At 60.7% G+C, this 25,317-nt stretch carries 26 protein-coding genes, 2 pseudogenes and 1 riboswitch; of the genes and pseudogenes, 15 read left to right on the forward strand and 13 right to left on the reverse strand.

Translation table 11 applies throughout. From position 1 onward, the window contains the following. Window positions 1-241: 241 nt before the first annotated feature. Both FEE99_RS27325 and FEE99_RS27330 read right to left on the reverse strand, forming a co-directional pair. Window positions 242-1,924: a fatty acid--CoA ligase gene (locus FEE99_RS27325; RefSeq protein ID WP_041479976.1), complete on the reverse strand. Its 1,683-nt coding sequence runs from the start codon at window positions 1,922-1,924 to the stop codon at window positions 242-244. A gap of 266 nt (window positions 1,925-2,190) precedes the next feature. After that, window positions 2,191-2,820 (reverse strand): LysE family translocator, encoded by a 630-nt coding sequence (locus FEE99_RS27330; RefSeq protein ID WP_041479977.1) that lies wholly within the window; start codon window positions 2,818-2,820, stop codon window positions 2,191-2,193. A 271-nt stretch (window positions 2,821-3,091) separates the two neighbouring features. Between FEE99_RS27330 and FEE99_RS27335 the strand changes: the two genes are divergently transcribed. From FEE99_RS27335 to FEE99_RS27345, 3 genes are all read left to right on the forward strand, one after another. Further along, window positions 3,092-4,057 carry a 2-hydroxyacid dehydrogenase gene (locus FEE99_RS27335; RefSeq protein ID WP_041479978.1) on the forward strand — a complete coding sequence of 322 codons (966 nt, stop codon included), beginning with the start codon at window positions 3,092-3,094 and terminating at the stop codon, window positions 4,055-4,057. A 31-nt stretch (window positions 4,058-4,088) separates the two neighbouring features. Beyond that, entirely contained in the window at window positions 4,089-5,087 is a 999-nt protein-coding gene (locus FEE99_RS27340; protein WP_041479979.1) for a class I SAM-dependent methyltransferase, read from the forward strand. A gap of 39 nt (window positions 5,088-5,126) precedes the next feature. After that, window positions 5,127-5,251: riboswitch (yybP-ykoY riboswitch) on the forward strand. 88 nt (window positions 5,252-5,339) lie between these two features. Beyond that, window positions 5,340-5,924, forward strand: a complete 585-nt coding sequence (locus FEE99_RS27345; RefSeq protein ID WP_041479980.1) for a TMEM165/GDT1 family protein — start codon at window positions 5,340-5,342, stop codon at window positions 5,922-5,924. 103 nt (window positions 5,925-6,027) lie between these two features. Here the strand turns inward: FEE99_RS27345 and FEE99_RS27350 are convergent, their stop codons facing one another. After that, the gene (locus FEE99_RS27350) at window positions 6,028-6,846 is read right to left on the reverse strand and encodes a M48 family metallopeptidase (protein WP_016773242.1); all 819 of its coding nucleotides are present in this window, start codon (window positions 6,844-6,846) and stop codon (window positions 6,028-6,030) included. A gap of 1,430 nt (window positions 6,847-8,276) precedes the next feature. Here FEE99_RS27350 and FEE99_RS27355 point away from each other — a divergent pair. Further along, window positions 8,277-8,336, forward strand: a pseudogene (locus FEE99_RS27355) (hypothetical protein); the annotation flags it as partial. Between the two features lie 198 nt (window positions 8,337-8,534). After that, window positions 8,535-9,239: a methyl-accepting chemotaxis protein gene (locus FEE99_RS27360; protein ID WP_370695149.1), complete on the forward strand. Its 705-nt coding sequence runs from the start codon at window positions 8,535-8,537 to the stop codon at window positions 9,237-9,239. A gap of 99 nt (window positions 9,240-9,338) precedes the next feature. Here the strand turns inward: FEE99_RS27360 and FEE99_RS27365 are convergent, their stop codons facing one another. Genes FEE99_RS27365 through FEE99_RS27375 form a run of 3 tightly spaced genes read right to left on the reverse strand, consistent with a single transcriptional unit; the run spans window position 9,339 to window position 10,450 of the window. Then, window positions 9,339-9,962: an SOS response-associated peptidase gene (locus FEE99_RS27365; protein WP_039761324.1), complete on the reverse strand. Its 624-nt coding sequence runs from the start codon at window positions 9,960-9,962 to the stop codon at window positions 9,339-9,341. 35 nt (window positions 9,963-9,997) lie between these two features. After that, window positions 9,998-10,258 carry a putative signal transducing protein gene (locus tag FEE99_RS27370; RefSeq protein ID WP_041479982.1) on the reverse strand — a complete coding sequence of 87 codons (261 nt, stop codon included), beginning with the start codon at window positions 10,256-10,258 and terminating at the stop codon, window positions 9,998-10,000. A gap of 9 nt (window positions 10,259-10,267) precedes the next feature. Continuing rightward, complete coding sequence (locus FEE99_RS27375; protein WP_041479983.1) at window positions 10,268-10,450, reverse strand: CPXCG motif-containing cysteine-rich protein; 183 nt, start codon at window positions 10,448-10,450, stop codon at window positions 10,268-10,270. A gap of 138 nt (window positions 10,451-10,588) precedes the next feature. Here FEE99_RS27375 and FEE99_RS27380 point away from each other — a divergent pair, with 138 nt between their 5' ends. Beyond that, window positions 10,589-11,755, forward strand: a complete 1,167-nt coding sequence (locus FEE99_RS27380) for a 1-acyl-sn-glycerol-3-phosphate acyltransferase (RefSeq protein ID WP_041479984.1) — start codon at window positions 10,589-10,591, stop codon at window positions 11,753-11,755. A 97-nt stretch (window positions 11,756-11,852) separates the two neighbouring features. Here FEE99_RS27380 and FEE99_RS27385 read toward each other — a convergent pair whose 3' ends face one another. Beyond that, on the reverse strand, window positions 11,853-12,131 hold the full coding sequence (locus FEE99_RS27385) for a hypothetical protein (protein ID WP_016770663.1): 279 nt from the start codon (window positions 12,129-12,131) through the stop codon (window positions 11,853-11,855). A 193-nt stretch (window positions 12,132-12,324) separates the two neighbouring features. Between FEE99_RS27385 and FEE99_RS27390 the strand changes: the two genes are divergently transcribed. Beyond that, the gene (locus FEE99_RS27390; RefSeq protein ID WP_016770662.1) at window positions 12,325-12,531 is read left to right on the forward strand and encodes a hypothetical protein; all 207 of its coding nucleotides are present in this window, start codon (window positions 12,325-12,327) and stop codon (window positions 12,529-12,531) included. A 191-nt stretch (window positions 12,532-12,722) separates the two neighbouring features. On the opposite strand, the gene FEE99_RS27395 is transcribed toward FEE99_RS27390, so the two are convergent. Next, entirely contained in the window at window positions 12,723-13,307 is a 585-nt protein-coding gene (locus tag FEE99_RS27395; protein ID WP_039761315.1) for a YajG family lipoprotein, read from the reverse strand. A gap of 205 nt (window positions 13,308-13,512) precedes the next feature. Here FEE99_RS27395 and FEE99_RS27400 point away from each other — a divergent pair, with 205 nt between their 5' ends. Beyond that, entirely contained in the window at window positions 13,513-13,746 is a 234-nt protein-coding gene (locus tag FEE99_RS27400) for a hypothetical protein (RefSeq protein WP_064361241.1), read from the forward strand. 703 nt (window positions 13,747-14,449) lie between these two features. Then, entirely contained in the window at window positions 14,450-15,958 is a 1,509-nt protein-coding gene (gene mqo / locus FEE99_RS27405; RefSeq protein WP_024014277.1) for a malate dehydrogenase (quinone), read from the forward strand. Between the two features lie 137 nt (window positions 15,959-16,095). Here mqo and FEE99_RS27410 read toward each other — a convergent pair whose 3' ends face one another. From FEE99_RS27410 to FEE99_RS27420, 3 genes are all read right to left on the reverse strand, one after another. Then, window positions 16,096-16,383 carry a PA4642 family protein gene (locus FEE99_RS27410; protein ID WP_041479985.1) on the reverse strand — a complete coding sequence of 96 codons (288 nt, stop codon included), beginning with the start codon at window positions 16,381-16,383 and terminating at the stop codon, window positions 16,096-16,098. A gap of 63 nt (window positions 16,384-16,446) precedes the next feature. Continuing rightward, window positions 16,447-16,926 (reverse strand): hypothetical protein, encoded by a 480-nt coding sequence (locus FEE99_RS27415; protein ID WP_041479986.1) that lies wholly within the window; start codon window positions 16,924-16,926, stop codon window positions 16,447-16,449. A gap of 179 nt (window positions 16,927-17,105) precedes the next feature. Continuing rightward, on the reverse strand, window positions 17,106-17,663 hold the full coding sequence (locus FEE99_RS27420; RefSeq protein WP_016773231.1) for a hypoxanthine-guanine phosphoribosyltransferase: 558 nt from the start codon (window positions 17,661-17,663) through the stop codon (window positions 17,106-17,108). A gap of 164 nt (window positions 17,664-17,827) precedes the next feature. Between FEE99_RS27420 and upp the strand changes: the two genes are divergently transcribed. Further along, window positions 17,828-18,466 carry a uracil phosphoribosyltransferase gene (gene upp, locus FEE99_RS27425; RefSeq protein ID WP_024014279.1) on the forward strand — a complete coding sequence of 213 codons (639 nt, stop codon included), beginning with the start codon at window positions 17,828-17,830 and terminating at the stop codon, window positions 18,464-18,466. A gap of 2 nt (window positions 18,467-18,468) precedes the next feature. Next, window positions 18,469-19,743, forward strand: a complete 1,275-nt coding sequence (locus FEE99_RS27430) for a uracil-xanthine permease family protein (RefSeq protein WP_041479987.1) — start codon at window positions 18,469-18,471, stop codon at window positions 19,741-19,743. Between the two features lie 109 nt (window positions 19,744-19,852). Here the strand turns inward: FEE99_RS27430 and hemH are convergent. Next, window positions 19,853-20,872 (reverse strand): annotated as a pseudogene (hemH, locus tag FEE99_RS27435) (ferrochelatase); the annotation flags it as partial. Between the two features lie 13 nt (window positions 20,873-20,885). Then, window positions 20,886-21,788, reverse strand: coding sequence for a TIGR01777 family oxidoreductase (locus FEE99_RS27440; RefSeq protein ID WP_041479989.1), 903 nt, complete (start codon window positions 21,786-21,788; stop codon window positions 20,886-20,888). A gap of 197 nt (window positions 21,789-21,985) precedes the next feature. Between FEE99_RS27440 and FEE99_RS27445 the strand changes: the two genes are divergently transcribed. The 4 genes from FEE99_RS27445 to FEE99_RS27460 all read left to right on the forward strand — a co-directional run bounded on the left by FEE99_RS27445 (window position 21,986) and on the right by FEE99_RS27460 (window position 25,303). Continuing rightward, window positions 21,986-22,972 carry an NAD(P)/FAD-dependent oxidoreductase gene (locus FEE99_RS27445; RefSeq protein WP_041479990.1) on the forward strand — a complete coding sequence of 329 codons (987 nt, stop codon included), beginning with the start codon at window positions 21,986-21,988 and terminating at the stop codon, window positions 22,970-22,972. Then, the gene (locus tag FEE99_RS27450) at window positions 22,969-23,184 is read left to right on the forward strand and encodes a TIGR02450 family Trp-rich protein (RefSeq protein ID WP_041479991.1); all 216 of its coding nucleotides are present in this window, start codon (window positions 22,969-22,971) and stop codon (window positions 23,182-23,184) included. Before FEE99_RS27445 ends, FEE99_RS27450 begins: the two co-directional genes overlap by 4 nt. A 215-nt stretch (window positions 23,185-23,399) precedes the next feature. Continuing rightward, window positions 23,400-24,362, forward strand: a complete 963-nt coding sequence (locus FEE99_RS27455; RefSeq protein WP_041479992.1) for a YbgA family protein — start codon at window positions 23,400-23,402, stop codon at window positions 24,360-24,362. Then, complete coding sequence (locus tag FEE99_RS27460; RefSeq protein WP_041479993.1) at window positions 24,362-25,303, forward strand: MerR family transcriptional regulator; 942 nt, start codon at window positions 24,362-24,364, stop codon at window positions 25,301-25,303. Before FEE99_RS27455 ends, FEE99_RS27460 begins: the two co-directional genes overlap by 1 nt. Window positions 25,304-25,317 lie beyond the last annotated feature (14 nt).

Here is a 25,317-nt window from a genome sequence, read left to right on the forward strand (position 1 = left end):
TTGCTCGCCCCGATCAGTGCGTGTGCTCCGTTTCTAAAAAGTCCTTGAGCGGACTATATCCAGCGGGTGGTAGTGCTTGATCCCTCTAAAGTGTGATTTGCAGCCGCCAACCACTCTGGAACAGTCCTTTCGCCAGTCCGACACAAGTCGGCAGGGCAAGGATGGCTGATTTTTTCGATTTCACAAGCCAAGCGCTTGCTTGGTGGGTCTGGCGCGCCGGTTTCGGCGCGCCAGCAGACACTCAAAGAGTCGAAAGGAAGGTGCTGTTGTTGGCCTGCCATTCGGTGATGTCGAGGCGGATGCGCTTCTTGTCGAGCTTGCCGACACTGGTCTTGGGAATTTCGGTAACAAGGGCGATCTGACTGGGGATCGCCCACTTGCTCAGGTGCCCCAGTTCGACGAACGGCTTGAGGTGCTCCTTCAGTTCCCGTGCACCGATCACCTGCCCTTCGCGGACCACCAGCAAGGCAAACGGGCGCTCGCCCCACTGCGGATCGGCGATGCCCACCACTGCTACTTCGCGTACCGCCGCATGGCGGCTGATGAGGTCTTCGAGGTCGAGGGAGGAGATCCACTCGCCGCCGGTCTTGATTACGTCCTTGATGCGATCACGAATATCGATCACGCCCATGCTGTCGAGCGTAGCGACGTCGCCGGTGTGCAGCCAGCCGCCGGCCCAGAGCTCGGCGCCCTTCTGCGGTTCGTTGAAATAGCCTTCGGTCAGCCACGGCGCGCGCAGTACCAGTTCGCCCTGGGTTTCGCCGTCGGCCGGAAGGAAGTTGCCGTCGCCGTCGACAATCGCCGCCTCGACCAATGGCCCCGGCACACCGGCCTTGATCCGGTAGGTGGTGCGTTCGTCCTCGCTGCCGGCCATCAATTCGTCGTTGAGGTGCGCGCAGGACACCAGCGGCCCGGTCTCCGACATGCCGTAAGCGGCTGTCAGCTGAATGCCACGGGCCTTGGCGTTTTCATAAAGACTGCGATTGAGTGCGCTGCCGCCGATGACGATTTTCCAGCCGCCGAAGTCGGCACCCTGCGCGGCTTTGGCGTTGAGCAGCATCTGCAGGATAGTCGGCACGCAATGGGAAAAGGTGACCTTCTCCTTGCGCCACAACTCCACCAGATACTCCGGATCGTAGCGCCCCGGATAAACCTGCTTGAGCCCGAGCATGGTCGCCACGTACGGCAAACCCCAGGCGTGGACATGGAACATCGGCGTGATCGGCATGTACACATCGTTGGTGCCGAGCAGGCGTACGCTGTCGATCGAACCCATGATCGTCGCCACGCCGATGGTGTGCAGCACCAGTTGCCGATGGGTGAAATACACGCCTTTCGGATTGCCCGTGGTGCCGGTGGTGTAGAACGTGGTGGCGACCGAGTTTTCGTCGAAGTCCTGGAAATCGTATTGCGCACTCGCAGCGGCCAGCAGTTCCTCGTATTCGCCGACGAGGTTGGGCAGCTCTGCGGTTTTCTCCGGGAGATCGGTCAGCAGCAGGGTTTTCTCCACCGTGGTCAGCTGCGGCGCGATGGCCTGATACAGCCCGACGAACTCGCTGTTGACCAGCACGAAGCGGTCTTCGGCGTGGTTCATGGTGTAGAGGATCTGCTCCGGCGACAGGCGCACGTTGATGGTGTGGATCACCGCGCCGATCATCGGAATGGCGAACATGCATTCCAGATAACGGTGACTGTCCCAGTCCATCACCGCCACGGTGTCACCAGCCTTGACGCCGGCAGCCGTCAGCACGTTGGCCAGCCGCGCAACCCGCTCGATCAGGGTCGGATAGCTGTAGCGCAACTGGTCGCGGTAGATGATTTCGCGGGTTTTCTCGTAACGGGCGCCGGACATCAGCAGCCGTTTGATCAGCAATGGATACTGGTAGGCCCCATCGGCCGGCGGAATGACCCGAGTCTGCAACATAAGAATCCCTTTTCTGACTGCACGGTGTTGGCGGAGAGATTCGTACTCTAGTGCGCCTGCATGACAGTCAAATCAGCCAAAGGAATGATTTGCAGAGCCGTACAAATGCTAGCTTTGCGCCAGCATTTCGGGCCGAAGTTGAAGAAAACACGACCGGTGGGAGCGAGCCTGCTCGCGAAGGCGTCGGGTCAGTCGACATTTTTGGTGACTGGACTGGCGCTTTCGCGAGCAGGCTCGCTCCCACAGGGATTGATGTGTTCCAGTTCTCAATGCATCTCGGTGAACGCGATTTTCACGCCGAGAGCAATCAGCACCGCGCCCATGGTGCGGTCGAACCAGTGGCCCATGCGCGCGAAGCCGGCGCGCACGCGGTGTTGGCTGAACAACATCGCCACCAGGCAGAACCAGATCGCCGTCGCCACCGCCAGGTAAACGCCGTAACCGGCCTGCACGGCCAGCGGTGTGTGCGGGTTGATCACCACGGTGAACAGCGAGAGAAAAAACAGCGTGGCTTTCGGGTTCAGGCCGTTGGTGACGAAGCCCGAGGTAAACGCGCCCCGCGCGGTGCGTACGCCGGTTTCCCGGTGCAATTCATCGGTGACGGTTTTCGCCGGTTGTGCGCGCAAGGCCTTGAAGCCGATGTACAGCAGGTAAGCCGCCGCCGCCCACTTCAGCGCGTTGAACAGCACGATCGACTGCGACACGATCAGACCGATGCCGAGCAACGAATAGCCGACATGCAGGAAAATCGCCGAGCCCACGCCCAGCGCGGTCCAGGTGCCGGCGCGGCGCCCGTGGGTCACGCTCTCACGCACGACCACGGCAAAGTCCGGCCCGGGGCTGGCCACGGCGAGCAGATGGATCAGGGCAACGGTCAAGAACTCGGTCCAGTACATGGGGGCTCCTTTGGGGCAGCTTGGTCAATAAAAAATCTGAAAAGAACGCAGTCCTGTGGCGAGGGGATTTATCCCCGATGGGTTGCGAAGCAGCGCCAAAAACTTCTGCCTGGCCCGCAGGCAGTGATTTTGCGACTGCTGCGCAGCCGAACGGGGATAAATCCCCTCGCCACAAGGTTATGTGTCCGCTGCGGGGTCAGCGTAACGATTTGTTTCATCTGGTAGGCTCGGCAGAGTACGCCCTCCGCTCACAGCACAAAAGGTACAGTTGATGACGAACACGCGCCGCGCGGTATTCCTTGATCACCCTTCGCTGGATCTCGGCGATCTGGACCTCGGTCCGTTGCGCGAATGCTTCAGCGACTTGCAGCTGTTCGCCCAGACTTTGCCGGAACAGGTCAGCGAACGCCTGCAAGGCGCCGGAGTGGCGATCACCAACAAGGTCGTGATCGACGCTGCTGCCATGGCTGCCAACCCGCAGCTGAAACTGGTCCTGATCAGCGCCACCGGCACCAACAATGTTGACCTCACCGCCGCCAGCGCCCACGGCATCACCGTGTGCAATTGCCAGGCTTACGGCACACCGTCGGTGGCGCAACACACGATCATGCTGCTGCTCAACCTCGCCACGCGCCTGGCCGATTACCGGAAAGCTGTGGGCGCAGGCCGCTGGCAACAGGCGAAACAGTTCTGTCTGCTCGACTACCCGATCGTCGAACTGCAAGGCAAAACCCTCGGCCTGCTCGGGCATGGCGAACTTGGTGGCGCCGTGGCGCGGTTGGCCGAAGCGTTCGGCATGCGTGTATTGCTCGGGCAGATTCCCGGGCGCCCGGCTCGGCCGGATCGCTTGCCGCTGGAAGAACTGCTGCCGCAGATCGACGCGCTCACCCTGCACTGCCCGCTCAACGAGCACACCCGGCATTTCATCGGTGCCCGCGAACTGGCCTCGATGAAGCCTGGCGCATTTGTGGTCAATACCGCCCGGGGCGGCCTGATCGATGAGCAGGCGCTGGCCGACGCTTTGCGCAGCGGTCACCTCGGCGGTGCGGCCACCGACGTGTTGAGTGTCGAGCCACCGACCCAGGGCAATCCGCTGCTCGCCGCCGATATCCCGCGCCTGATCGTCACCCCGCACAACGCCTGGGGCAGCCGCGAGGCACGCCAGCGTATCGTCGGGCAACTGAGCGAAAACGCCCAGGCGTTCTTCAGCGGTGAGGCGCTGCGGGTCGTCAGTTGATAAACTGCGGCACTTTTTTCAAGGAGCAGTTATGGATCCGCGCAGTGAAGTACTGCTTCGTCAGGCCGAGTTATTCCAGGGTTCGCTGCTGTTGGCCGGCCTGCCCGCCGATGATTTGCTCGGACGCCTGCCCAACGCATTCGGCTGGTGCTGGCACGCTGGCGATCAAGCCGCACTGGACGCGCGTTTCGAGGGCCGCAGCCAGTTCGGCGTGAACGTGCCCGAGCGTGAGTTCGACAGCGCTGTGGTGTTTCTGCCCAAATCCAAGGACCTGACCGATTACATCCTCAACGCCGTGGCGTCGCGTCTGGCCGGGTGTGAGGTGTTTCTGGTCGGGGAAAAACGCAGCGGCATCGAAGGCGCATCCAAGCAGCTCAATCCGTTCGGCAAGCCACGCAAACTCGACAGTGCCCGCCACTGCCAGCTCTGGCAAGTCACCGTGGCCAATGCACCTGAAGCGAAACCACTGGAAAGCCTGGCGCAGACTTACGAACTGCCGCTGGCCGAAGGGCCGTTGAAAGTCATCAGCCTGCCGGGCGTGTTCAGCCACGGTCGACTGGATCGCGGCAGCGCCCTGCTGCTGGAGCATCTGGACAAACTGCCGAGCGGCCATCTGCTCGACTTCGGTTGCGGCGCCGGCGTGCTCGGGGCTGCGGTGAAACGTCGCTATCCGCACAATCAGGTGACGTTGCTGGATGTCGACGCGTTCGCCGCCGCCAGCAGCCGTCTGACCCTGGCTGCCAATGGCCTGGAAGCCGAAGTGCTGACCGGCGACGGCATCGACGCCGCGCCGATGGGTTTGAGCGCGATTCTGAGCAATCCGCCGTTCCATGTCGGCGTGCACACCGATTATTTCGCTACGGAGAACCTGCTGCGAAAAGCAGCGAAACATCTGAAAAACGGTGGCGAACTGCGCCTTGTGGCGAACAGCTTTCTCAAGTATCAACCGCTGATCGAGGAGCACTTGGGCGTGTGTGCGATCAAGGCTGAAGGCAATGGTTTCCGGATTTACCGGGCCAAGCGCGGTTGAAAATTTGTTCTTGCCCAATCGGATTTGCCTAGGCAGAATCCGCTCCGTCCTAGGGGAGTAGTCTCCCACGAGCGCCAAGCTCGTCCGGCATACGTCAACATACTTGATCCTCAGATCATGGCGTATGCGACCCAAGCGTCCGCACCAGACGGATCGCAGGGTTTGACAAGACCTATGACACGCACACCTTACCCGGGGCGGGAAGGCTGTACGTGTCATAGCCGTGTCGACCCGCCCCTTAGGAAATCCCTGATGCTGGACTCGTTACTCGTTCCCACCGCTATCGTTGCCTTGGCCGAAATCGGCGACAAGACGCAACTGCTCGCGCTGATTCTCGCCGCTCGCTTTCGCAAACCCTGGCCGATCATCGCCGGGATTGTCGCCGCGACTTTGGCCAACCACGCAGCAGCCGGTGCGGTAGGTGCCTGGGTCGGCAGTTTCTTCTCCGACGCCGTTCTGCACTGGATCCTCGCCGCCAGCTTCGCCGCCACGGCACTGTGGACCCTGGTCCCGGACAAAATGGATGACGACGAAGCCAGCACGGCGCGCAAGTTCGGGCCGTTTCTGACCACACTGATCGCGTTCTTCCTCGCGGAAATCGGCGACAAGACGCAGATCGCCACGGTGATGCTCGCCGCTCAATATCCGGAACTTTGGCTGGTGATCATCGGCACCACCGTGGGCATGCTGATTGCCAACGTGCCGGTGGTATTGGCGGGTAATTTTGCCGCAGAGAAACTGCCGCTGACCCTGATCCGCCGCCTCGCGGCTTCGGCGTTCATGATTCTGGCGATTGTTGCGGTTTATAAAGCGATGCAGAGCAGTGGCTGGGTTTGAAGCAGCTGCAAGCTGCAAGCTGCAAGCTGCAAGCTGCAAGCTGCAAGCCCAGCGAGTCTGCTTTGACTTGTAGCTTGCCGCTTGAAGCTTGTAACTGCTCTATTCAGGACTTCGGGGCTTTTTCGTACAACGGCATCACCTTCGGAATGGCTGCCTGCAACGCAGCAATGCGGCTGCTCGATGCCGGGTGAGTGCTCATGAATTCCGGTGGCGCGCCTTCGGAAGCCTTGCTCATCTTGTCCCACAGGGTGATCGCCGCGTTCGGGTTGTAGCCGGCGCGGGCGGCCAGTTCCAGGCCGATCAGGTCAGCTTCGTTTTCGTTGGCGCGGCTGTTGGGCAAGGTCATGCCGTAGTTGGCCACGGTGTCGGCCAGCGCCAGGCTGTCCTGGCCCAGACCGAACAAAGCACCGGCGCCCTGCTTGGCCATTTCCATGCCATAGGCTTTGGACATCGCCTCACGGCCGTGCTCGCGCAGGGCGTGGGCGATTTCATGGCCCATGACCGCAGCGATCTCATCGTCGGTGAGTTTCAGGCTGTCGATCAGCCCGGTGTAGAAAATGATCTTGCCGCCGGGACCGCAGTTGGCGTTGAGCTCATCGCTCTTGATCAGATTGACTTCCCATTGCCACTGCGCCGCGTCCGGGCGGAAGGTCGGCGCCTGGGCGATCAAGCGGTTGGCGATGGTCTGCACGCGTTTGGCTTCCGGGCTGGTCTTGTCCAGCACACCTTTGCTCGACGCCTCGCCGACAGTCTTCTGATACGACTGCGCGTACATCTGATCGACCTCTTGCGAGGACAGCATGCTGAACATGTACTGCTTGCGCTCCACACCCACGGCGCCGCCGCTGGTGGTGTTGACCGACTGACAACCGGCCAGCAACAGCGCTGCGCTCAAAGCACTTACCACTAATGTCTTGTTCATTCAAAAGCTCCCTGAAAACCTGAGGCGTATCCTAGGCGGCTAATTGTATTGGCGCCAGATACAACGGACGCATTGCGCGTACATCCACCTAAGGCCGCAAGACTGGCTGGAAATTCCTCGACGCGCATTGAATCCGCCGTGCACCGATCCATCAGCGACATCGCGCGGCGATTCCGACCAACGTCTCTCATGGCCCCGCACACCCCGCCGATAAATCCCTCGCAGATTGTCCTCTTGCGTGCGGAGCTCCCATGAAGTTCAAGTCGATCCAGTTTTCCGTCGCCGCCCTGGCCGGCGCCATCGTTCTCAGCGTGGTCGCGGCGCTGGTGCTGTACGCGCTGTTCTCCGGCGCCCGCACTCAAGAAATGGTGCAACAGCGCACCCAGGCGCAGTTCGAGCAAGTCATCGAACAGCGCCTGACCTCGCTGGCGCAGACCCAGGTCAGCCAGATCCAGCGCGAACTCGAAGCGCCGCTGCTGATTGCCGGCGGCCTGGTGCGCGTCAACGCCCTGCTCGGTACAACCGGCGCCGACGGCCAGCCGCGCCTGAGCGTCAGCCGCGAGCAACTGATCAGCCTGATCAAGGAAAACGTAGAAAAGAACCCGAAGGTTCTCGGCACCTACATCGGCTGGGAAAAAAACGCACTGGACCACAATGACGCGGCCTACATCGGCAGCGCCGTGGTCGGTATCGATCCGGCCACCGGGCGCTTTTTGCCGTGGTGGTTCCGCAATACCGACGGCAGTCTGGGCGTGGACAAACTGGCCGATGTCGACGATCAGAAAACCTTGTCCACCGGGGTGCGCGCCAGCGAGTACTACCTGTGCTCGAAAGAGACGAAGAAAGCCTGCGTGATCGACCCGGCACCGTACAAGGTCGGCGACAAGATCGTCATGCTCGCCTCGTTCATTGAACCGATCATGGTCAACGGGGCGTTCCAGGGCATCGTCGGCGCCGACCTCTCGGTGAACTTCATTCAGGACATGCTCCTTGCCGCCAACCAGAAACTCTACAGCGGTGCCGGTGAAATGGCGCTGGTCGGCGGCAACGGGCGGATCGTTGCCTACACCAAGGACTCGAGCAAATTTGGTGAAAAAGTCAGCGACATCCTCGACGCCGAACAGGCCAGCAATCTCGCCAACCTCAAGCGCGACGAGGTCACCTATTCGGTGAATCAGGCCAAGGGCCGCATCGAACTGTACCTGCCGTTCGGCATCGGCCAGACCGACGCACGCTGGACACTGATGCTGCAATTGCCGCTCAACGCCGTCATGGCCGATCTGCAAAACCTCCAGGCTGATCTTGATGCCCAGCGCAAATCCGACACCTTCGGCATGGCCATGGTCGGCCTGATCATCGCCGGCATCGGCCTGCTGGTGATCTGGCTGGTGGGTCACGGCATCGCGCGGCCACTCAAGCAAATGGTCGCCATGCTTGATGACATCGCTCAGGGCGAAGGCGATCTGACCCGGCGTTTGAGCAGTGACCGCAGCGACGAATTGGGCTCGATTGCCAAAGGCTTCAACACTTTCCTCGCGAAGTTGCAGGCGATGATTACCCAGGTGGTGACCTCGGTGCAGAGCGTCAGCGATTCCTCGGAACACACCGCCGACATCGCCATCCGCACCAACATCGGCGTGCAGAAACAAATGGCCGAAATCGATCAAGTGGCGACAGCGGTGCAGGAAATGACCGCCACCGCCCAGGACGTGGCGCGCAACGCGACCCAGGCAGCACAAGCGGCAAGCCACGCCGATCAGGCCGCCAGCCAGGGCATGCAGATCGTGCGCGACACCTCGAATTCGATTGGCGTACTGGCGGTGGAAATCGGCAAGGCTGTCGAGGTGGTGCAGACGCTGGCCAAGGACAGCGAAAACATCAACGCCATCCTCACTGCGATTCGCGGCATCGCCGAACAGACCAACCTGCTGGCACTGAACGCGGCAATCGAAGCCGCGCGCGCCGGCGAGCAGGGTCGTGGTTTTGCCGTGGTCGCCGACGAGGTGCGCAATCTGGCGCAGAAAACCCAGAAGGCCACCGAAGAAATCCAGAGCATGATCCAGCAGTTGCAACAGGGCACCCGCGATGTGGTGCGCGTCATGGAAGACAGCCAGAACCGCACCGACGAAAGCGTGCAGCACGCGGCGAAAGCGGCCGAAGCGCTGGAAACGATCACTCAAGCGGTGTCGGTGATCAACGACATGAACACGCAGATCGCCAGTGCGGCGGAAGAGCAAAGCGCAGTGGCCGACGACATCAACCGCAACGTGATCAACATCGGTCAGGTGGCGAATGAAGTGGCGGGCGGTGCGGATGAATCGAGCTCGGCGAGCGCCGGCTTGACCAAACTGGCCGAGCAGCAGCGGCGGTTGATCAATCAGTTCAAGGTTTGATCTTTAGATCCTCATCGCGAGCAGGCTCGCCCTCACAGTTGGATTGCATTCCCCTGTGGGAGCGAGCCTGCTCGCGAATACGCCGGCACAGATCACTCATCAAGCCGGGGTCAAACACTCCGGCCCGTTCAACTTCGGATCATTCACCAGATTCGCCAACACCCGCTCACGCAGCGCCGCCGGTTCACTGGCGAGCAAACCCTGCAAAACATGAAGCGGCGTTTCGGGATCAAGCCAGGCAGCCTGCCCCGCTTCATCGAGAATCAACGGTCGCCGCTGACTCGCCGCCGATTGAGTGATCACTGCCGTGCTCAGCCAGACCTGTTCCTGCACCGGATACGCTTCCCAGATCGCGGCGAAAAACAACGACGAGCCCTCCCCCGGCGTCAACCAGTACGGCCGCTTGCGCTGGGTACCGCGCCATTCGTAGAAACCGTTGGCCGGCAGCAGGCAACGCCGCAGACGCAGCGCCTCACGAAACATCGGCTGCTCGGCCACGGTTTCGGCGCGAGCATGGGCCGGGGTCTTCGACAGATCGGTCAGCCACGGCGGTGTCAGGCCCCAGCGCGCACGGGCCAACGTGCGCTGGCCGTCTTCGTCGGCACGCAGCATCAACACCGAATCATTGGGGGAAATGTTCCACTGCGCCTGTTGATCGGCGGGAAAACCTGGCAGGGCCGCAAAGTCGCGGTTCCAGCGAAACAGGGCATAACGTCCACACATGGGGCAACATAACTCTGAATAAAACCAGCGCCAGCCTAACAGACCAGCGTCCCGGGGAAGCTCTCCGGTTCGTCGCCGTGCAGCGGCAGCGCGGCATTGTACAAGTTGATCAGCTCGCGGGCGTATTCGGCCTGATCGTTATCCACCGACAGCCCGAGCAGGCCGAAGATCGGCAGTTCACCCGTACCGCCCACCAGATCACAGCCGATCAGGTGCGCCTCGATTCCTTCGTTGGCGAGCATGCCCTTGAGCATCTCGCCTTCCATCAGGTTCGCCGGTTCGTAGATGCGCTGCATACGCGGCCCTCACTCGTTTTCGCTGAAGACTTCCAGATGCCACTCGTCCTCATGTACTTGCAGGACGAACGTGATCGGACGACAGCACACCTGGCAATCCTCGATATACGTTTGATCGCCGCCGGACAAATCCAGCGTGGTCTCGACTTCCTCACCGCAATACGGACATTCATACCGTGCATCTTCCAGCATCGCGGTCTCCCAAGTGACTTGTGCGTATAATCGCCGGTCTATTTGCAGGGCTATTTTTGTCTGGCTACTTTTCAGACCGTGCCCCGCGGGTTTTCGATCAAACCCTTTACTTACCCTAGCCGTTTCCAACAAGAGAGCATGATGGGCGAATTCGATGCCATCCGACCTTACGACGACAGCGAAGTACCTGCGGTACTGGCAAGGCTGCTCGGCGACAAGGCGTTTCTAGATATCCTCACCCACTTCCGCTTCCCGCGTTTTGCCGGTGCCTTCGGCTGGATGCTCAAACCTCTTATAGCCCATCGGCTGCGTCGTGAGTTTGCCGACGTGAATTCCGTGGCTACCTTACAGGACAAAGTCGAGTTCTACGTCGACCACACCATCGAGCGCGCCACCGACGGCGTGACGTATACCGGTGTCGAGCAGTTCAAGTCCGGCAGCGCCTACCTGTTCATCGCCAACCACCGGGATATCGTCATGGACCCGGCCTTCGTCAACTACGCCGTGTACCACGCCGGCCTGCCGACGCCGCGCATCGCGATTGGCGACAACCTGCTGCAAAAGCCGTTTGTCAGTGACCTGATGCGCTTGAACAAGAGCTTCATCGTCCACCGTTCGATCACCGGCCGTCGCGAGAAAATGGCTGCGTATCAATTGCTGTCGGCGTACATCAATCACTCGATCCGCAACGATTGCGCCTCGATCTGGATTGCTCAGGCTGAAGGTCGGGCGAAGGACGGCGACGACCGCACCGAGTCGGCGATCCTCAAGATGTTCCACATGAGCCGCAAGGACGAGCCGTTCGGCGAAGTGATCCGCTCGCTCAACGTGACGCCGGTGTCGATCAGCTATGAGTACGACCCCTGCGACCAGGCCAAGGCCCGCGAACTCTACATCCGCGCCACCACCGGCACCTACGCCAAGGCGCCGGGCGAGGATGACGTGAGCATTGCCAAGGGCATCACCGGCTACAAGGGTCGCGTGCACGTGAACTTTGCCGCGCCGATCACTGAGGTGTTCGAGGACACCAAGCAATTGGCGATCGAAATGGACAAGCAGATTCTCGGCGGCTACCGGTTGTTCCCGGTGCATTATCTGGCGTACGCGCAGTGGGCGGATGCCGATCCGCAACTGAATGTGCCAACGGCGGCCGAGGTGTTCCCGGCTGACGAACTGGCCAAGGCGCAGGATGAATGGCAAAGCCGTCTGGACGCCTGCCCCGCTGAGCATCGTCCGTATCTGGTGCTGCAATATGCGACGCCGGTGCGTAATCAGTATCGGGTCAAGGCTGGATTGCCGCTGTAAAGCAACAGCAAGATCAAAAGATCGCAGCCTTCGGCAGCTCCTACATGGGAATGATGTACGTCCTGTAGGAGCTGCCGAAGGCTGCGATCTTTTGCTTTTAAAAGCGGGTGCTGATCCAGGAGACGATCAAAGCAAGCCCCAGGCAAGCAAATCCGAAGCGATAGAAAAACCGGTTCATGCGCAACGTCGCCCAATCGAGCATCGGCTCGGCATTGGGCTGCGCCTGGCGCTGGGCGGCGAGACTGGCCTGGGCGCGTTGCTCTCGGCGGCGGGTCGCGTGCAGCAGCCAGCTGCCCGGAAAGGCCAGCAGCAAGGCCAGCAGGTTGATCAATTTGGCGGGATGGGCGGTAAACAGCGTCATCAAGTGCAGCGACATCACAGACCTCGAACTTAACCGGTGTGGCAGACGCCAGACCGACGACCGCGGCGCGGATTCTACCCAAACCCTGGCGCCCTGCCCCAGCCTTTGCGACAAATAACCTGACAATCGACCGATGGCTGTCCTGTGTCATGGCATCGTCACGTGGATGCTTCACCCTGCGCGCCTCGAAACCCGAATGGAATGCGACATGCTGCACGCGGAAAACCAGGATCGCCTGTACCTCATCACTCCTTACGACGACCAGCAAAGCCTGGTCGGCAGCCTTGCCTTCAACGTGCAGGATCGGCACTGGCTGGTGTATTGCGCGCTGGGCGGGCATCAGCATGCGGACTTGCCCGAGACCGATTTGCTGACTGGCGTGAGCGTGCTTGATTTCTATTCCCAGGCTGCCTGAAACACAGCAGATCCCCCCGGTGGGAGCGAGCCTGCTCGCGAATGCATTGGGTCAGTCAACATTGATTCGACTGAGCCAGCGCTTTCGCGAGCAGGCTCGCTCCCGCAGGTTTATGCGGTATTCAAAACATGCGGCCACAAAAAAGCCCGGAACCATCACTGGCCCCGGGCTTTTTCATACTCGCTGCAAGCTTACTCAGCGAGCACCTGACCCACGGTCGGGTCCTTGAACAGACGCGTCAGTGCGTCACTCAATACATCGCTGACCAGTTTGGTATTGGTCTCCTGATTCGGCGCCATGCCGAAGCGCTGGTCCAGCGACGCACCGTAACGGCCGCTGTAACGGCGGTTGGCGTTCTGCACGTCGGAGCGGAAGGTCGCGCCGATGGTGGCTTCGGTCACGTACATGCCTTCTTTCGGCGACTGGTATTTCAGCTCGGCCAGGGTCACGGTCAGCTGCGGCGCGTTAGGTGCGCTGGTGGTCGGGGTGAAGCCGAGCAGACGCACGGCGGCTTCGGCCTGGGCCTGCAGCTTCGGCAGGATCTGCTCGCGCTGCACGGTGATGGCGCTGGTTTCCGGGTACAGACCGCCACGGGTACCGAGGGTTGGCGACGGACGACCGTCGACCACACGCACGATGACAGGCTGGCCGCGACCGACCGCTGGCAGTTGCGTGGTCAGCTTCGGCTCCGGATTCAGTTGTTGCGGGCTGTGGGCGCAGCCGGCGAGGGTCAAACCGGCGACAGTGATCAAACCGAACAACAGGCGTTGCAACATGCTCTTCTCTCCAGAATCAGGCACAAACAGGCCGGCAGTATAGCGGTGGGCCACTGCGCGTAACCAGCGTCGCACAGTGAATACTGAAATGTCTGACAAACCCCGCCGAAAGCGGTTCCTGTCACACATTCTTCACCGTCCATACACCGCGACGTCACGGCCCACCGGCAAGCTTCACAGCAGTCCTCCTTCAAGGAACTCTGCCATGCGTTATCTGATCTCGCTGTTCGCCCCACGCCCGCTGCATCGCAGCTTTGCCCTGCTCGACCGCAACGGTCATTGCCAGGCCTTCAAGCAGCGCAGCCTGCAACCGATGGGCGACGGCTGGGTGGAAATCGAAGAAATCCGCCTGACCTGGCTGAACCAGCCGCTGCCCGCCAGCGCCCGGGTCGTACCGCGACAAATGCGCGCACGGGGTCAGGTGCAGTTGAGCATCTGACCGGATGCCTAATAAAAGTCATTAAACACGAGCAACTGCGCGCATTTCTTCGCTACAATCTCCCCCCGATTATAAGGACGTCTCCTGATCGGGCCCCGCAACAGCGTCAATGCGCATGCATCGACATCAAAATCGCCCACAGAGAGCCGCCCACACAGATCGAGTGAAGTTGGCGCGCTTGCCTGTTCTTCCGGCAAAAACCCGCTTTTCGCGAATCTGCAGAGCTGTCATTCGCTCGGCCACCGCGTTGTTTTGCCCTAGCGGGCAGGTGCCAGGCCAAGGCAGCCCTTTTTGAGGTTCACGTCTTCAAAAGAGCGTGAAAAAAACGGGTTTTCACAACTTCACAAGAGTGTGGCGAGCAAATGAATAGTTTTGCGTCTGAACATGCACCATTAGCGTCTGAAACAGCCCAACGACACAGGACCGGGTATACCTCGAACATCGGAGCCTGAAGCCTGTCCGCTACGGATTTGGTTGCACGAAAACGGATGACTCGACCATAAGTCGAATTGCCAGCCCTGCGCGAAAATGCGTTCATGGAACGCTTGAAACCAGGCCGCACGCATCCGTCGAAGTTGCGAAAAATTGCGAAGATTCGGACATGGCCCACCTGACCACGGATAGCCCGGGCCCACTGACCTGCCCTGGAACGCCTGGCAGCCATGCCGACAATTTGGTGCTGCAGATTTGGGAGACGCGTTAAATGGCGCATAACGAAGCAGTCGACGTAGTTCTGGTAGGGGCCGGCATCATGAGTGCCACCCTGGCCGTACTGCTCAAAGAGCTCGACCCCGCGATCAAGCTGGAAGTCGTCGAGCTGATGGATTCCGGCGCCGCCGAGAGTTCCAATCCGTGGAACAACGCCGGTACCGGTCACGCCGGCCTGTGCGAGCTGAACTACACGCCGCAGGCCGCCGATGGCAGCGTCGACATCAAGAAAGCCGTACACATCAACACCCAGTTCGAGGTGTCGAAGCAGTTCTGGTCGTACCTGACCAAAAAAGGCACGTTCGGCTCGTGCAAATCCTTCATCAGCCCGGTTCCGCACCTGAGTTTCGTTCAGGGCGAGAGCGGTGTGTCGTTCCTCAAGGAGCGCTTCAATGTCCTGAGCAAACACCACGCGTTTGCCGACATGGAGTACACCGAAGACAAAGGCAAGATGGCCGAGTGGATGCCGCTGATGATGCCGGGCCGCTCGCCCGACGAAGTCCTCGCCGCCACCCGCGTGATGAACGGCACCGACGTCAACTTCGGCGCCCTGACCAATCAGTTGCTCAAGCACCTGAGCAGCGCCCCGGACACCCAGGTCAAATACTGCAAGCGCGTGACCGGCCTCAAGCGTAACGGCGCCGGCTGGACCGTCAGCATCAAAGACGTCAACAACGGCAACACCCGCGAAGTCGACGCAAAGTTTGTCTTCCTCGGTGCCGGTGGCGCGGCCCTGCCGTTGCTGCAGGCTTCGGGCATCGAAGAAAGCAAAGGCTTCGGCGGCTTCCCGATCAGTGGCCAGTGGCTGCGTTGCGATAACCCAGAAGTGGTCAAGCACCACCAGGCCAAGGTCTACAGCCAGGCAGCCGTGGGTTCGCCACCGATGTCGGTGCCGCACCTCGACACTCGCGTCGTCGACGGCAAGAAATCCCTGCTGTTCGGGCCATACGCCGGTTTCACCACCAAGTTCCTCAAGCATGGCTCCTTCATGGACCTGCCGATGTCGGTGCGCGCCGGCAACATCGGGCCGATGCTGGCGGTGGCGAAAAACAACATGGACCTGACCAAGTACCTGGTCAGCGAAGTGATGCAATCGATGGAACAGCGTCTGGAATCCCTGCGACGTTTCTACCCGCAGGCGAAAGCCGAAGACTGGCGCCTGGAAGTGGCCGGCCAACGGGTGCAGATCATCAAGAAGGACCCGAAAAAGGGCGGCATCCTGCAGTTCGGTACCGAACTGGTCGCAGCGAAAGACGGCTCCCTCGCTGCCCTGCTCGGCGCTTCGCCAGGTGCGTCGGTGACCGTTTCGATCATGCTTGAGCTGATCGAGAAGTGCTTCCCGGCCAAGGCGTCAGGCGAGTGGGCAAGCAAACTGGCCGAGATCTTCCCGGCCCGTGAAAAGGTTCTGGAAACCGATGCTGCGCTGTATCGCAAGATCAACACGCAGAACAACATCGCTTTGGAACTGGTTGAAGAAAGCAGCGAGACGCCAAGCTTCGCTTGATCTTGCGGCATAAAAAACGCCCCGATCGGGGCGTTTTTTTATGGCCTTGAAAAGCAAAAGATCGCAGCCTTCGGCAGCTCCTACAGGGCCAACATAAATCCCATGTAGGAGCTGCCGCAGGCTGCGATCTTTTGATCTCAGGAGCGGGACTTTTCGATCAGCTCGATGTAGTCCGGGGCGTTGCGCTGATCGGCGATCAGGTCAACAAAGGTCTTGCCCTGCTCATCCTTGCCATCAACGTCATAACCCGCCGCAACGAAGAAGCCCAGAAAGCGCTCGAAATCATCGATGCGCAAACCGCGATAGGCCTTGATCAGTTTGTGCAGCGACGGCGAAGTGGCGTCGACCGGCTCAAAATCGAGGAACAGCTTGATCTGCTCATCGCCGATCTCGTCACCAATCACTTGTTTCTTATCTTTACGCATTGCCGACTCCAGCTCGCAGACATGACACGGGGCGGGCAGTTTACCCCTGCCCGACCGCCCGGCTCAACGCGGACGAATCGCCCCGGTGTGCAAATCGGCCCAGATATGGCCGTTGGTATAACTGAGGAACTGCACATACACCGTGTCGTTGCGCAGCAGATCCATCACCACGCGGTATTGAGCGAGCGGATAGAACAGCGTCAGGGTTTTGCTTTTATCGTCGTAGGCCGGTTTCTTCAGGCTCTTGCTTTCGCCGTCGAAACTCACCAGCACCTGGTTGATGTTCGCGCCTTTGTTCAGAGACTTGCCCTTGAGGCGGATCAACAAGGATGAGGTGACCGGAATCGGCTGCTGATTGGACTGGCGCTGCGCACCGACCACCACCGAATACTCGCTGACCTGCAGCAGTTGCTGCTGCTCGGGTTCAGCGTCGCGCAGGGTCAGATCGTCCGGCGGCAGGAACTGGCTGTGCATCGGCGCAGCGGACAACGGCAGGCTGAGAGACAGCAACAGGGCGGCGAGACTGCGGATCAAGAGGCTCATGACAGGCTCCGGAAGGCGGGGCCGAGCACTCTAGCATGGCTGTCGCGCAAGGATCAGCACACACAAAAACAACTGTGGGAGCGAGCCTGCTCGCGAAAGCGTCGTGTCAGTCAACATCAATGTCACTGACACATCGCATTCGCGAGCAGGCTCGCTCCCACAGGGGGCAATGCAGGTTCTTACATGCCTTTAACGGCGTAAATCCCGTTGGCGTTGCGCCAGTAGCCTTTGTAGTCCATGCCATAACCGAAGATGTAGCGGTCGATGCATGGCAGGCCGACGAAATCGGCTTTCAGGTCAGGACGTGCCTTGCGGTCGTGGTCCTTGTCGATCAGCACGGCGGTGTGCACTTTGCGTGCGCCGGCGTGTTTGCAGAAGTCGATGATCGCGCCCAGGGTGTGTCCTTCATCGAGGATGTCGTCGATGATCAGCACGTCGCGGTCGATGAACGAGACTTCCGGCTTGGCTTTCCAGAACAGGTCGCCGCCGCTGGTTTCGTTGCGATAACGGGTCGCGTGCAGGTAGGACGCTTCCAGCGGGAATTGCAGATGCGTCAGCAGTTTGCCGGAGAAGATCAGGCCGCCGTTCATCACGCAGAAAACCACCGGATTGCTGTCAGCCAGTTGTTCGTTGATTTGTGCACCGACGCGGGCGATGGCCGCCTCGACTTCAGATTCGGTGTACAGGCAGTCAGCCTCTCGCATGATTTGACGGATATGCTCGAGATCAGCGGACATGGCGCTCTCCAGGGGTTGGCGGAATTGGAAAAGCGGGCAAAGGTACGCATCCCGCGAGGTCGAATCAAGCTCTTATGGACTAACGTACAGAATGTCCTATAGGACATCACCCTCGGATAGATTAATCTAGGCCGGTTTTTTTGCCCGCCGCCGGAGCCTTTCCCATGCCCATCCTCGAGATCCGCCATCCGCTGATCCGTCATAAACTCGGCCTGATGCGCCGCGCTGACATCAGCACCAAGAATTTCCGCGAGCTCGCTCAGGAAGTCGGCGCCCTGTTGACCTATGAAGCTACAAAAGATCTGCCGCTCGAATCCTACGACATTGCCGGCTGGTGCGGCACCGTGTCGGTGGAGAAGATCGCCGGCAAGAAGATCACCGTCGTGCCGATCCTGCGTGCCGGTATCGGCATGCTCGAAGGCGTGCTCAGCCTGATCCCGGGGGCCAAGGTCTCCGCTGTGGGCGTTGCCCGCAACGAAGAGACCCTGCAAGCGCACACCTATCTGGAAAAACTGGTACCGGAAATCGACGAGCGCCTCGCGATGATCATCGACCCGATGCTCGCCACCGGCAGCTCCATGGTTGCCACCATCGACCTGCTGAAAAAGGCCGGTTGCCGCGACATCCGCGCCATGGTCCTGGTGGCCGCGCCGGAAGGCATTGCTGCGGTCGAACAGGCGCACCCGGACGTGACCATCTACACCGCGTCCATCGATGAACGCTTGAACGAGCACGGCTACATCATTCCTGGGCTTGGCGACGCCGGTGACAAGATCTTCGGCACCAAGCAGAAGGACGCGTGACCATGCAGCAAGAGTTCAACGATCCGCTCTGGCGCACGGTGCTGTCCGGCGCGCAGATGCTGTTCGTGGCCTTCGGCGCCTTGGTGCTGATGCCGCTGATCACCGGCCTGGACCCGAACGTGGCACTGTTCACCGCAGGTCTGGGGACGATCCTGTTCCAGATCGTCACCGGACGTCAGGTGCCGGTGTTCCTCGCGTCGAGCTTCGCCTTCATCACGCCGATCATTCTCGCCAAGGGCCAGTTCGGCCTCGCCGCGACCATGGGCGGGGTGATGGCAGCCGGTTTCGTCTACACCTTCCTCGGCCTCGCCGTGAAGATCAAAGGCACCGGCTTCATTGACCGTCTGCTGCCACCGGTGGTGATTGGTCCGGTAATCATTTCCATCGGCCTGGCCATGGCGCCGATTGCCGCGAACATGGCGATGGGCAAGGCCGGCGACGGCACCGAGCTGATTCACTATCAGACGGCGATGATGATTTCCATGCCGGCGCTGCTGACCACGCTGATCGTGGCGGTCTTCGGCAAGGGCATCTTCCGTCTGGTGCCGATCATTTCCGGCGTGCTGGTGGGCTTTGCCATGTCGTTCTATTTCGGCGTGGTCGACACAGCGAAAATTGCTGCAGCGCCATGGTTCGCTCTGCCGCAATTCACCGCGCCCGAGTTCAACTGGCAGGCGATTCTGTTCATTGTTCCAGTAGCGCTGGCCCCGGCGATCGAACACATCGGCGGCGTGATTGCCGTGGGTAGCGTGACCGGTCGCGATTACCTGAAGAAGCCAGGCCTGCATCGCACCCTGCTCGGTGACGGCATCGCCACCACGGCCGCCGGCCTGTTCGGTGGCCCGCCCAACACCACTTACGCCGAAGTGACCGGCGCGGTGATGCTGACCAAGAACTACAACCCGAAAATCATGACCTGGGCGGCGATCTTCGCCATCACCCTGGCGTTCATCGGCAAGTTCGGCGCGCTGCTGCAAAGCATTCCGGTGCCGGTAATGGGCGGGATTCTGTGCTTGCTGTTCGGTTCGATCGCGGCAGTGGGCATGAACACCCTGATCCGCCACAAGATCGACCTGGGCGAAGCGCGCAACCTGGTGATTGTTTCGGTGACGCTGGTGTTCGGTATCGGCGGCGTGCTGGTTGGCACCGGCACCGGTCCTGATGACTTCGGCCTCAAAGGCATCGCGCTGTGCGCGGTGGTGGCGATTGCGCTGAACCTGATCCTGCCGGGCAATGATGGCTGGAAGCAGAAGAAGGCGGATGAGCCGCTGATCTAAGGCTTTCAGATCTTCATCGCCTGACAGATAGCATTCGCGAGCAGGCTCGCTTCCACAGGTTGGAATGTATTTCCCCTGTGGGAGCGAGCCTGCTCGCGAAGTTTTTAAAGGCCAGCGGCGCTCGTTCGCAGAGGGTCGCCAACGCCTTGGCCCATTGCGGGTCGTCGTTCAGGCACGGCACCAGCACCAACTCCTCGCCCCCCGCTTCGCGGAACTGTTCCCTACCGCGATCGCCGATCTCTTCCAGTGTCTCGATGCAATCGGCGACGAACGCCGGGCACATCACCAGAATCTTTTTCGCCCCGCTTTTGGCCAGTTCATCCAGCCGCGCTTCGGTGTACGGCTCGATCCATTTCGCCCGGCCCAGGCGCGACTGAAACGACACCGACCATTTGCCGTCAGCCAGCCCCATGCTTTTGGCGAAAGCGGCGGCGGTGCGGAAACACTGCGCGCGATAACAGGTCGCCAATACCTCCGGCGAGGCGGTCTGGCAGCAATCGGCGCCCTTGAGGCAGTGATTGCCCGTCGGGTCGAGTTTGCTCAGATGGCGCTCAGGCAAGCCGTGAAAGCTCAGCAGCAAATGATCGTAATCCTGCTGCAGATGCGGACGCGCGCTGGCGGCCAGTGCCTCGATGTATTCCGGCTGATCGTAGAACGGTTGCAGGATCGACAACTGCACGTCGAGCTTCTTCTCGCGTAGCACGCGGCGGGCTTCTTCGATCACCGTGGTCGTGGTGCTGTCGGCGAACTGTGGGTACAGCGGCGCCAGAGTGATCTTCTTATGTCCCGCTTTGACCAGACGCAGCAGACAGGTTTCGATCGACGGCTCGCCATAACGCATCGCCAGATCCACCGGGCCGTGTTTCCAAGTCCGGGTCATCTGCTCCTGCAAGCGGCGGCTGAGCACCACCAGCGGCGAGCCCTCTTCCCACCAGATCGAGGCATAGGCATGGGCCGATTGCTCGGGACGCTTGATCAGGATCAGCGACACCAGCAGCCGCCGCAGCGGCCATGGCAGGTCGATCACGTAGGGGTCCATCAGAAATTGATTGAGATAGCTGCGCACATCCGCCACCGAGGTGGAGGCCGGAGAGCCCAGGTTGACCAGAAGCAAAGCGTGATCGGTCATGCAACGTCCTATTTCAGAGGCGGCTGGAGAGATCATCCAGAGCCGCGCGTAAATCCGTAAAGCGGAAGCTGAACCCCGCTTCCACCAGGCGTGCCGGCGTCGCACGCTGGCCGCCGAGTAATAACAGTGACAGCTCGCCGAGCATGACTTTCAGCGCCAGGGTCGGCATCGGCATGAACGCCGGGCGGTGCAACACACTGCCCAGGGTCTTGGCAAATTCGCGGTTGCGCACAGGTTTCGGCGCGCAGGCATTATAAGGACCGCTGGCCTGATTCCGGTGCAGAAGAAAATCAATCAGGGCGATTTGATCGTCGATGTGAATCCACGGCATCCACTGCCGACCATTGCCCAAAGGCCCGCCCAGCCCGAGCTTGAACGGCAGCAACAGCCGCGACAAAAAGCCGCCCTCAGCCGACAGCACCAGACCGGTTCGCACCAGTACCACGCGGATGCCGAGATTCTCGGCACGCAGCGCGGTTTCTTCCCAGGCGATGCACAACTGACTGGCGAAATCGTCGATGCCGGGCGGTGATTCTTCAGTTAACTCGCGTTCGCCACCGTCGCCGTACCAGCCGATCGCCGAGCCGGAAATCAGCAGCGACGGTTTCTGCGCGCGAGTTTCCAGCCACGCCAGCAGCGTTTCCGTCAGGGTGATGCGGCTGCTCCACAGCAACGCCTTGCGACGATGGGTCCAGGGGCGGTCGGCAATCGGCGCGCCGGCGAGATTGACGATCGCGTCCAGCGGCTCTTCGCCGAGGTCCTCCAGACGGGCAATCCCGCGCACCTGCGAGCCGCAGATCTGCGCGACTTTTTCCGCGCGGCGACTCCACACCGTCAGCCGATGACCCTGCTCCAGCCAGTGCCGGCAGAGCTGACGTCCGATCAAACCAGTACCGCCGGTCAGCAATATGTGCATGACATCTTCCTCGCGTGGCGTTTAACCCGGATCACTAGTCTATTTTTATAGGCAGGGATCTTTTCGATCGGGCAGGCTCTATGGTTTAACAATAGGCCAAGCTGTCAGAACGAGAACGCTAGAAGTTATACCAAAAAACATAATTGTACAGGTTTCATCGACGGCGTAGTCTGTACAGAAAGGTAAACGAGGCCCCTATGACTGTACCTATCGCAATCATCGGCACCGGCATCGCCGGGCTCTCCGCCGCTCAGGCTCTGACAGAGACCGGGCATACCGTTCAACTGTTCGATAAAAGCCGCGGCAGCGGGGGGCGCATGTCGAGCAAGCGCAGCGACGCCGGCTCGCTGGACTTGGGCGCTCAATACTTCACCGCGCGCGACCGGCGCTTCGTCACCGAAGTGCAGCGCTGGCAGAGCCGGGGCTGGGCCGCCGAGTGGACGCCGCAGCTGTACACCTTCCAGGGCGGCCAACTGAACATGTCGCCGGACGAGCAGACCCGCTGGGTCGGCACGCCGCGCATGAGCGCCATCACCCGTGGCCTGCTCGATGGCCTGGACGTGCAGTTTGCCTGCCGCATCACCGAGGTCTATCGCGGCGAAGAACACTGGCATCTGCAGGACGCCGACGGCTGCACCCACGGCCCCTTCAGCCATGTGGTGATCGCCACACCGGCACCGCAAGCCACCGCGTTGCTCGCCGCCGCACCGAAACTTGCCGGCGTCGCAGCCGGGGTGAAAATGGAGCCGACCTGGGCCGTCGCCCTCGCCTTCGAAACCCCGCTGGATACGCCAATCGAAGGCTGCTTCGTACAGGACAGCCCGCTCGACTGGCTGGCGCGCAACCGCAGCAAACCCGGGCGCGACAGCACTCTCGACACTTGGGTGCTGCATGCAACCAGCGCCTGGAGCCGGCAACACATCGACCTCTCCAAGGAAGCGGTGATCGAGCATTTGCACGGCGCCTTCGCCGAACTGCTGCACAGCGCCATGCCTGCGCCGACCTTCAGCCTCGCCCACCGCTGGCTCTATGCGCGCCCCGCTACCGGCCACGAGTGGACCACGCTGGCCGACGCCGACCTGGGCTTGTACGCCTGCGGCGACTGGTGCCTGTCGGGCCGCGTTGAAGGCGCTTGGCTGAGCGGTCAGGAGGCTGCACGTCGCTTGCACGAACATCTGCAATGAATCGCATCAATCCGCGCAAATTGCTGCTGTCGAAGTGGACAGCAGCCCACCCGCAAAATCGCGAAAAACATTTTCTGGTCACCGAACTGATCCGCGACGAGGAAGGTACGGTGCTGGAAGTTGAATTGCAGGCGGTGCTGACCCAGCGTAGCGAGCGGATGGATTGGCAGGTGCTGAAAGACAGCGAGCACTGGTTACTCGGCTGGAAATAGATTTCCCTTGTGGGAGCGAGCCTGCTCGCGAAAGCGCTGTATCAAATGCAATTTCATTCACTGACCCACCGCTTTCGCGAGCAGGCTCGCTCCCACATATTCAGCGCTGTAGAAAAAATCTTATACAAATCATTTGACTTGTACATCCATCGATCTATGCTGAGGAAAAGTTGTACAGAGATAACTCTCTGTACAGGTATAGATTCGAGGTGCTCATGTCTACTGCTTCCCTGTCCAAGCCGAAGATCGCCATCAGCGCCTGCCTGTTGGGCGAAGAAGTGCGCTACAACGGTGGGCACAAGGAATCGCGGCTGTGCAGCCGCACCCTTACCGAATATTTCGATTTCGTCCCGCTGTGCCCGGAAGTTGCTATCGGCATGGGTATTCCCCGTGAGCCGATTCGGCTGGTCGGCGACCCTGAACAACCCGAGGCAGTCGGCACCGTTGACCGGACCATCAACGTAACCAGGCCGCTGGCCGAGTACGGCGAGAAAATGGCCGCCGAGCTGCAGGACCTTTCCGGCTACATCTTCATGCAGCAGTCGCCCTCCTGCGGGCTGGAACGGGTCAAGGTCTATCACGACAACGGCGCGCCAGTGAATGGTGGCGGACGCGGCATCTATGCGCAGGCATTCTGTGCACAGCATCCGGATCTGCCGGTGGAAGAAGCCGGACGCCTCAACGATCCGGTGCTGCGGGAAAACTTCATCACCCGCGTCCTGGCCTACAGCGCCTGGCAGCAAGTGCTCGCCGAGGGCCTGAGCCGCCGCGCCCTTACCGAGTTCCATTCGCGCTACAAGTACCTGCTGATGGCGCACAACCCGCTGCAATACAAAAACCTCGGCAAGATGCTCGGCAACATGGCCGACAGCGATCCCGCCGAGCTCGGCCCGCGCTATTTCAGCGAGCTGATGGCCGCGCTGAAGAAATGCGCCACTCGCGGCACCCATTGCAACGTGCTGCTGCACCTCAGCGGTTATTTGAAACAATCGCTGAGCGCCGAAGACAAACAGGAAATGCAGCAGATCATCGGCCAGTACCGCCAGGGCATCGTGCCGCTCGTGGTGCCGTTGACGCTGCTCAAACACCATTTTCGACTCCATCCGGACCCGTACATCGCGCAGCAGGTTTACCTGCAGCCGCATCCGGAAAACCTCAGTCTGCGAAACGCGATCTAATGAACGATAAAACCGACAGCAGCGCCCAGGAAGACCTCGGCGCCGACTTCAAGAAAGCCCTCGACGAGGGCTGGTTGCCGATTCGCGAAGTCGCGCGGCAGACCGGCGTCAACGCCATCACCCTGCGCGCGTGGGAACGTCGCTATGGGTTGGTGGTGCCTCAACGCACGCCCAAGGGCCATCGACTGTATAGCGCTGAACATGTGCAGCGGATCATGGCCATCCTCACCTGGCTCAACCGTGGCGTTGCGGTGAGCCAGGTCAAGCCACTGCTCGATGCGCCGCAGGCCTTCACGGAAACTGTGGAAAACGATTGGCAGCGTCTGCATCAGACGTTGCTGTCGGCGGTCACCTCGCTCAATGAGCGCGCGCTGGATGACAGCGTCAATCAGGCCATCGCCTTGTATCCGCCACGGACGTTGTGCGAGCAATTGCTGATGCCGCTGCTGGCCGAGCTCGAACAGCGCTGGCAGGGCCAGTTCGGCGCACAGATGGAACGGACGTTTTTCTTTTCCTGGTTGCGCAGCAAATTCGGCGCACGCATCTACCATAACAACCGTCAGCTGCATTCGGCGCCGCTGCTGTTGATCAATCATTCCGACCTGCCGCTGGAGCCGCATCTGTGGCTGTGCGCATGGCTGATCAGCAGTGCCGATTGCCCGGTGCAAGTGTTCGACTGGCCACTGCCGGCCGGTGAACTGGCGCTGACCGTCGAGCATCTGCAAGCCCGTGGCGTGCTGCTGTATTCGAGCAAAGCCATGCAACTGGCGCAGTTGCCCAAGCTGTTGGCGAACGTCAATTGCCCGACCATGATTGCCGGCCCCACGGTGCACATCCACCACACCGAGTTGTCCGCACGCACCGCGCAGACTGCCGACCTGTTCCTGGCTGAAGATCCGCTTGCCGCACACCAGGCGCTGCTCGAGCGCGGATTGATTTGATGATGGGTTTAATC

The sequence above is a fragment of the Pseudomonas sp. ef1 genome (genome assembly GCF_007293365.2).
GTDB classification, from domain to species: Bacteria; Pseudomonadota; Gammaproteobacteria; order Pseudomonadales; family Pseudomonadaceae; genus Aquipseudomonas; species Aquipseudomonas siliginis.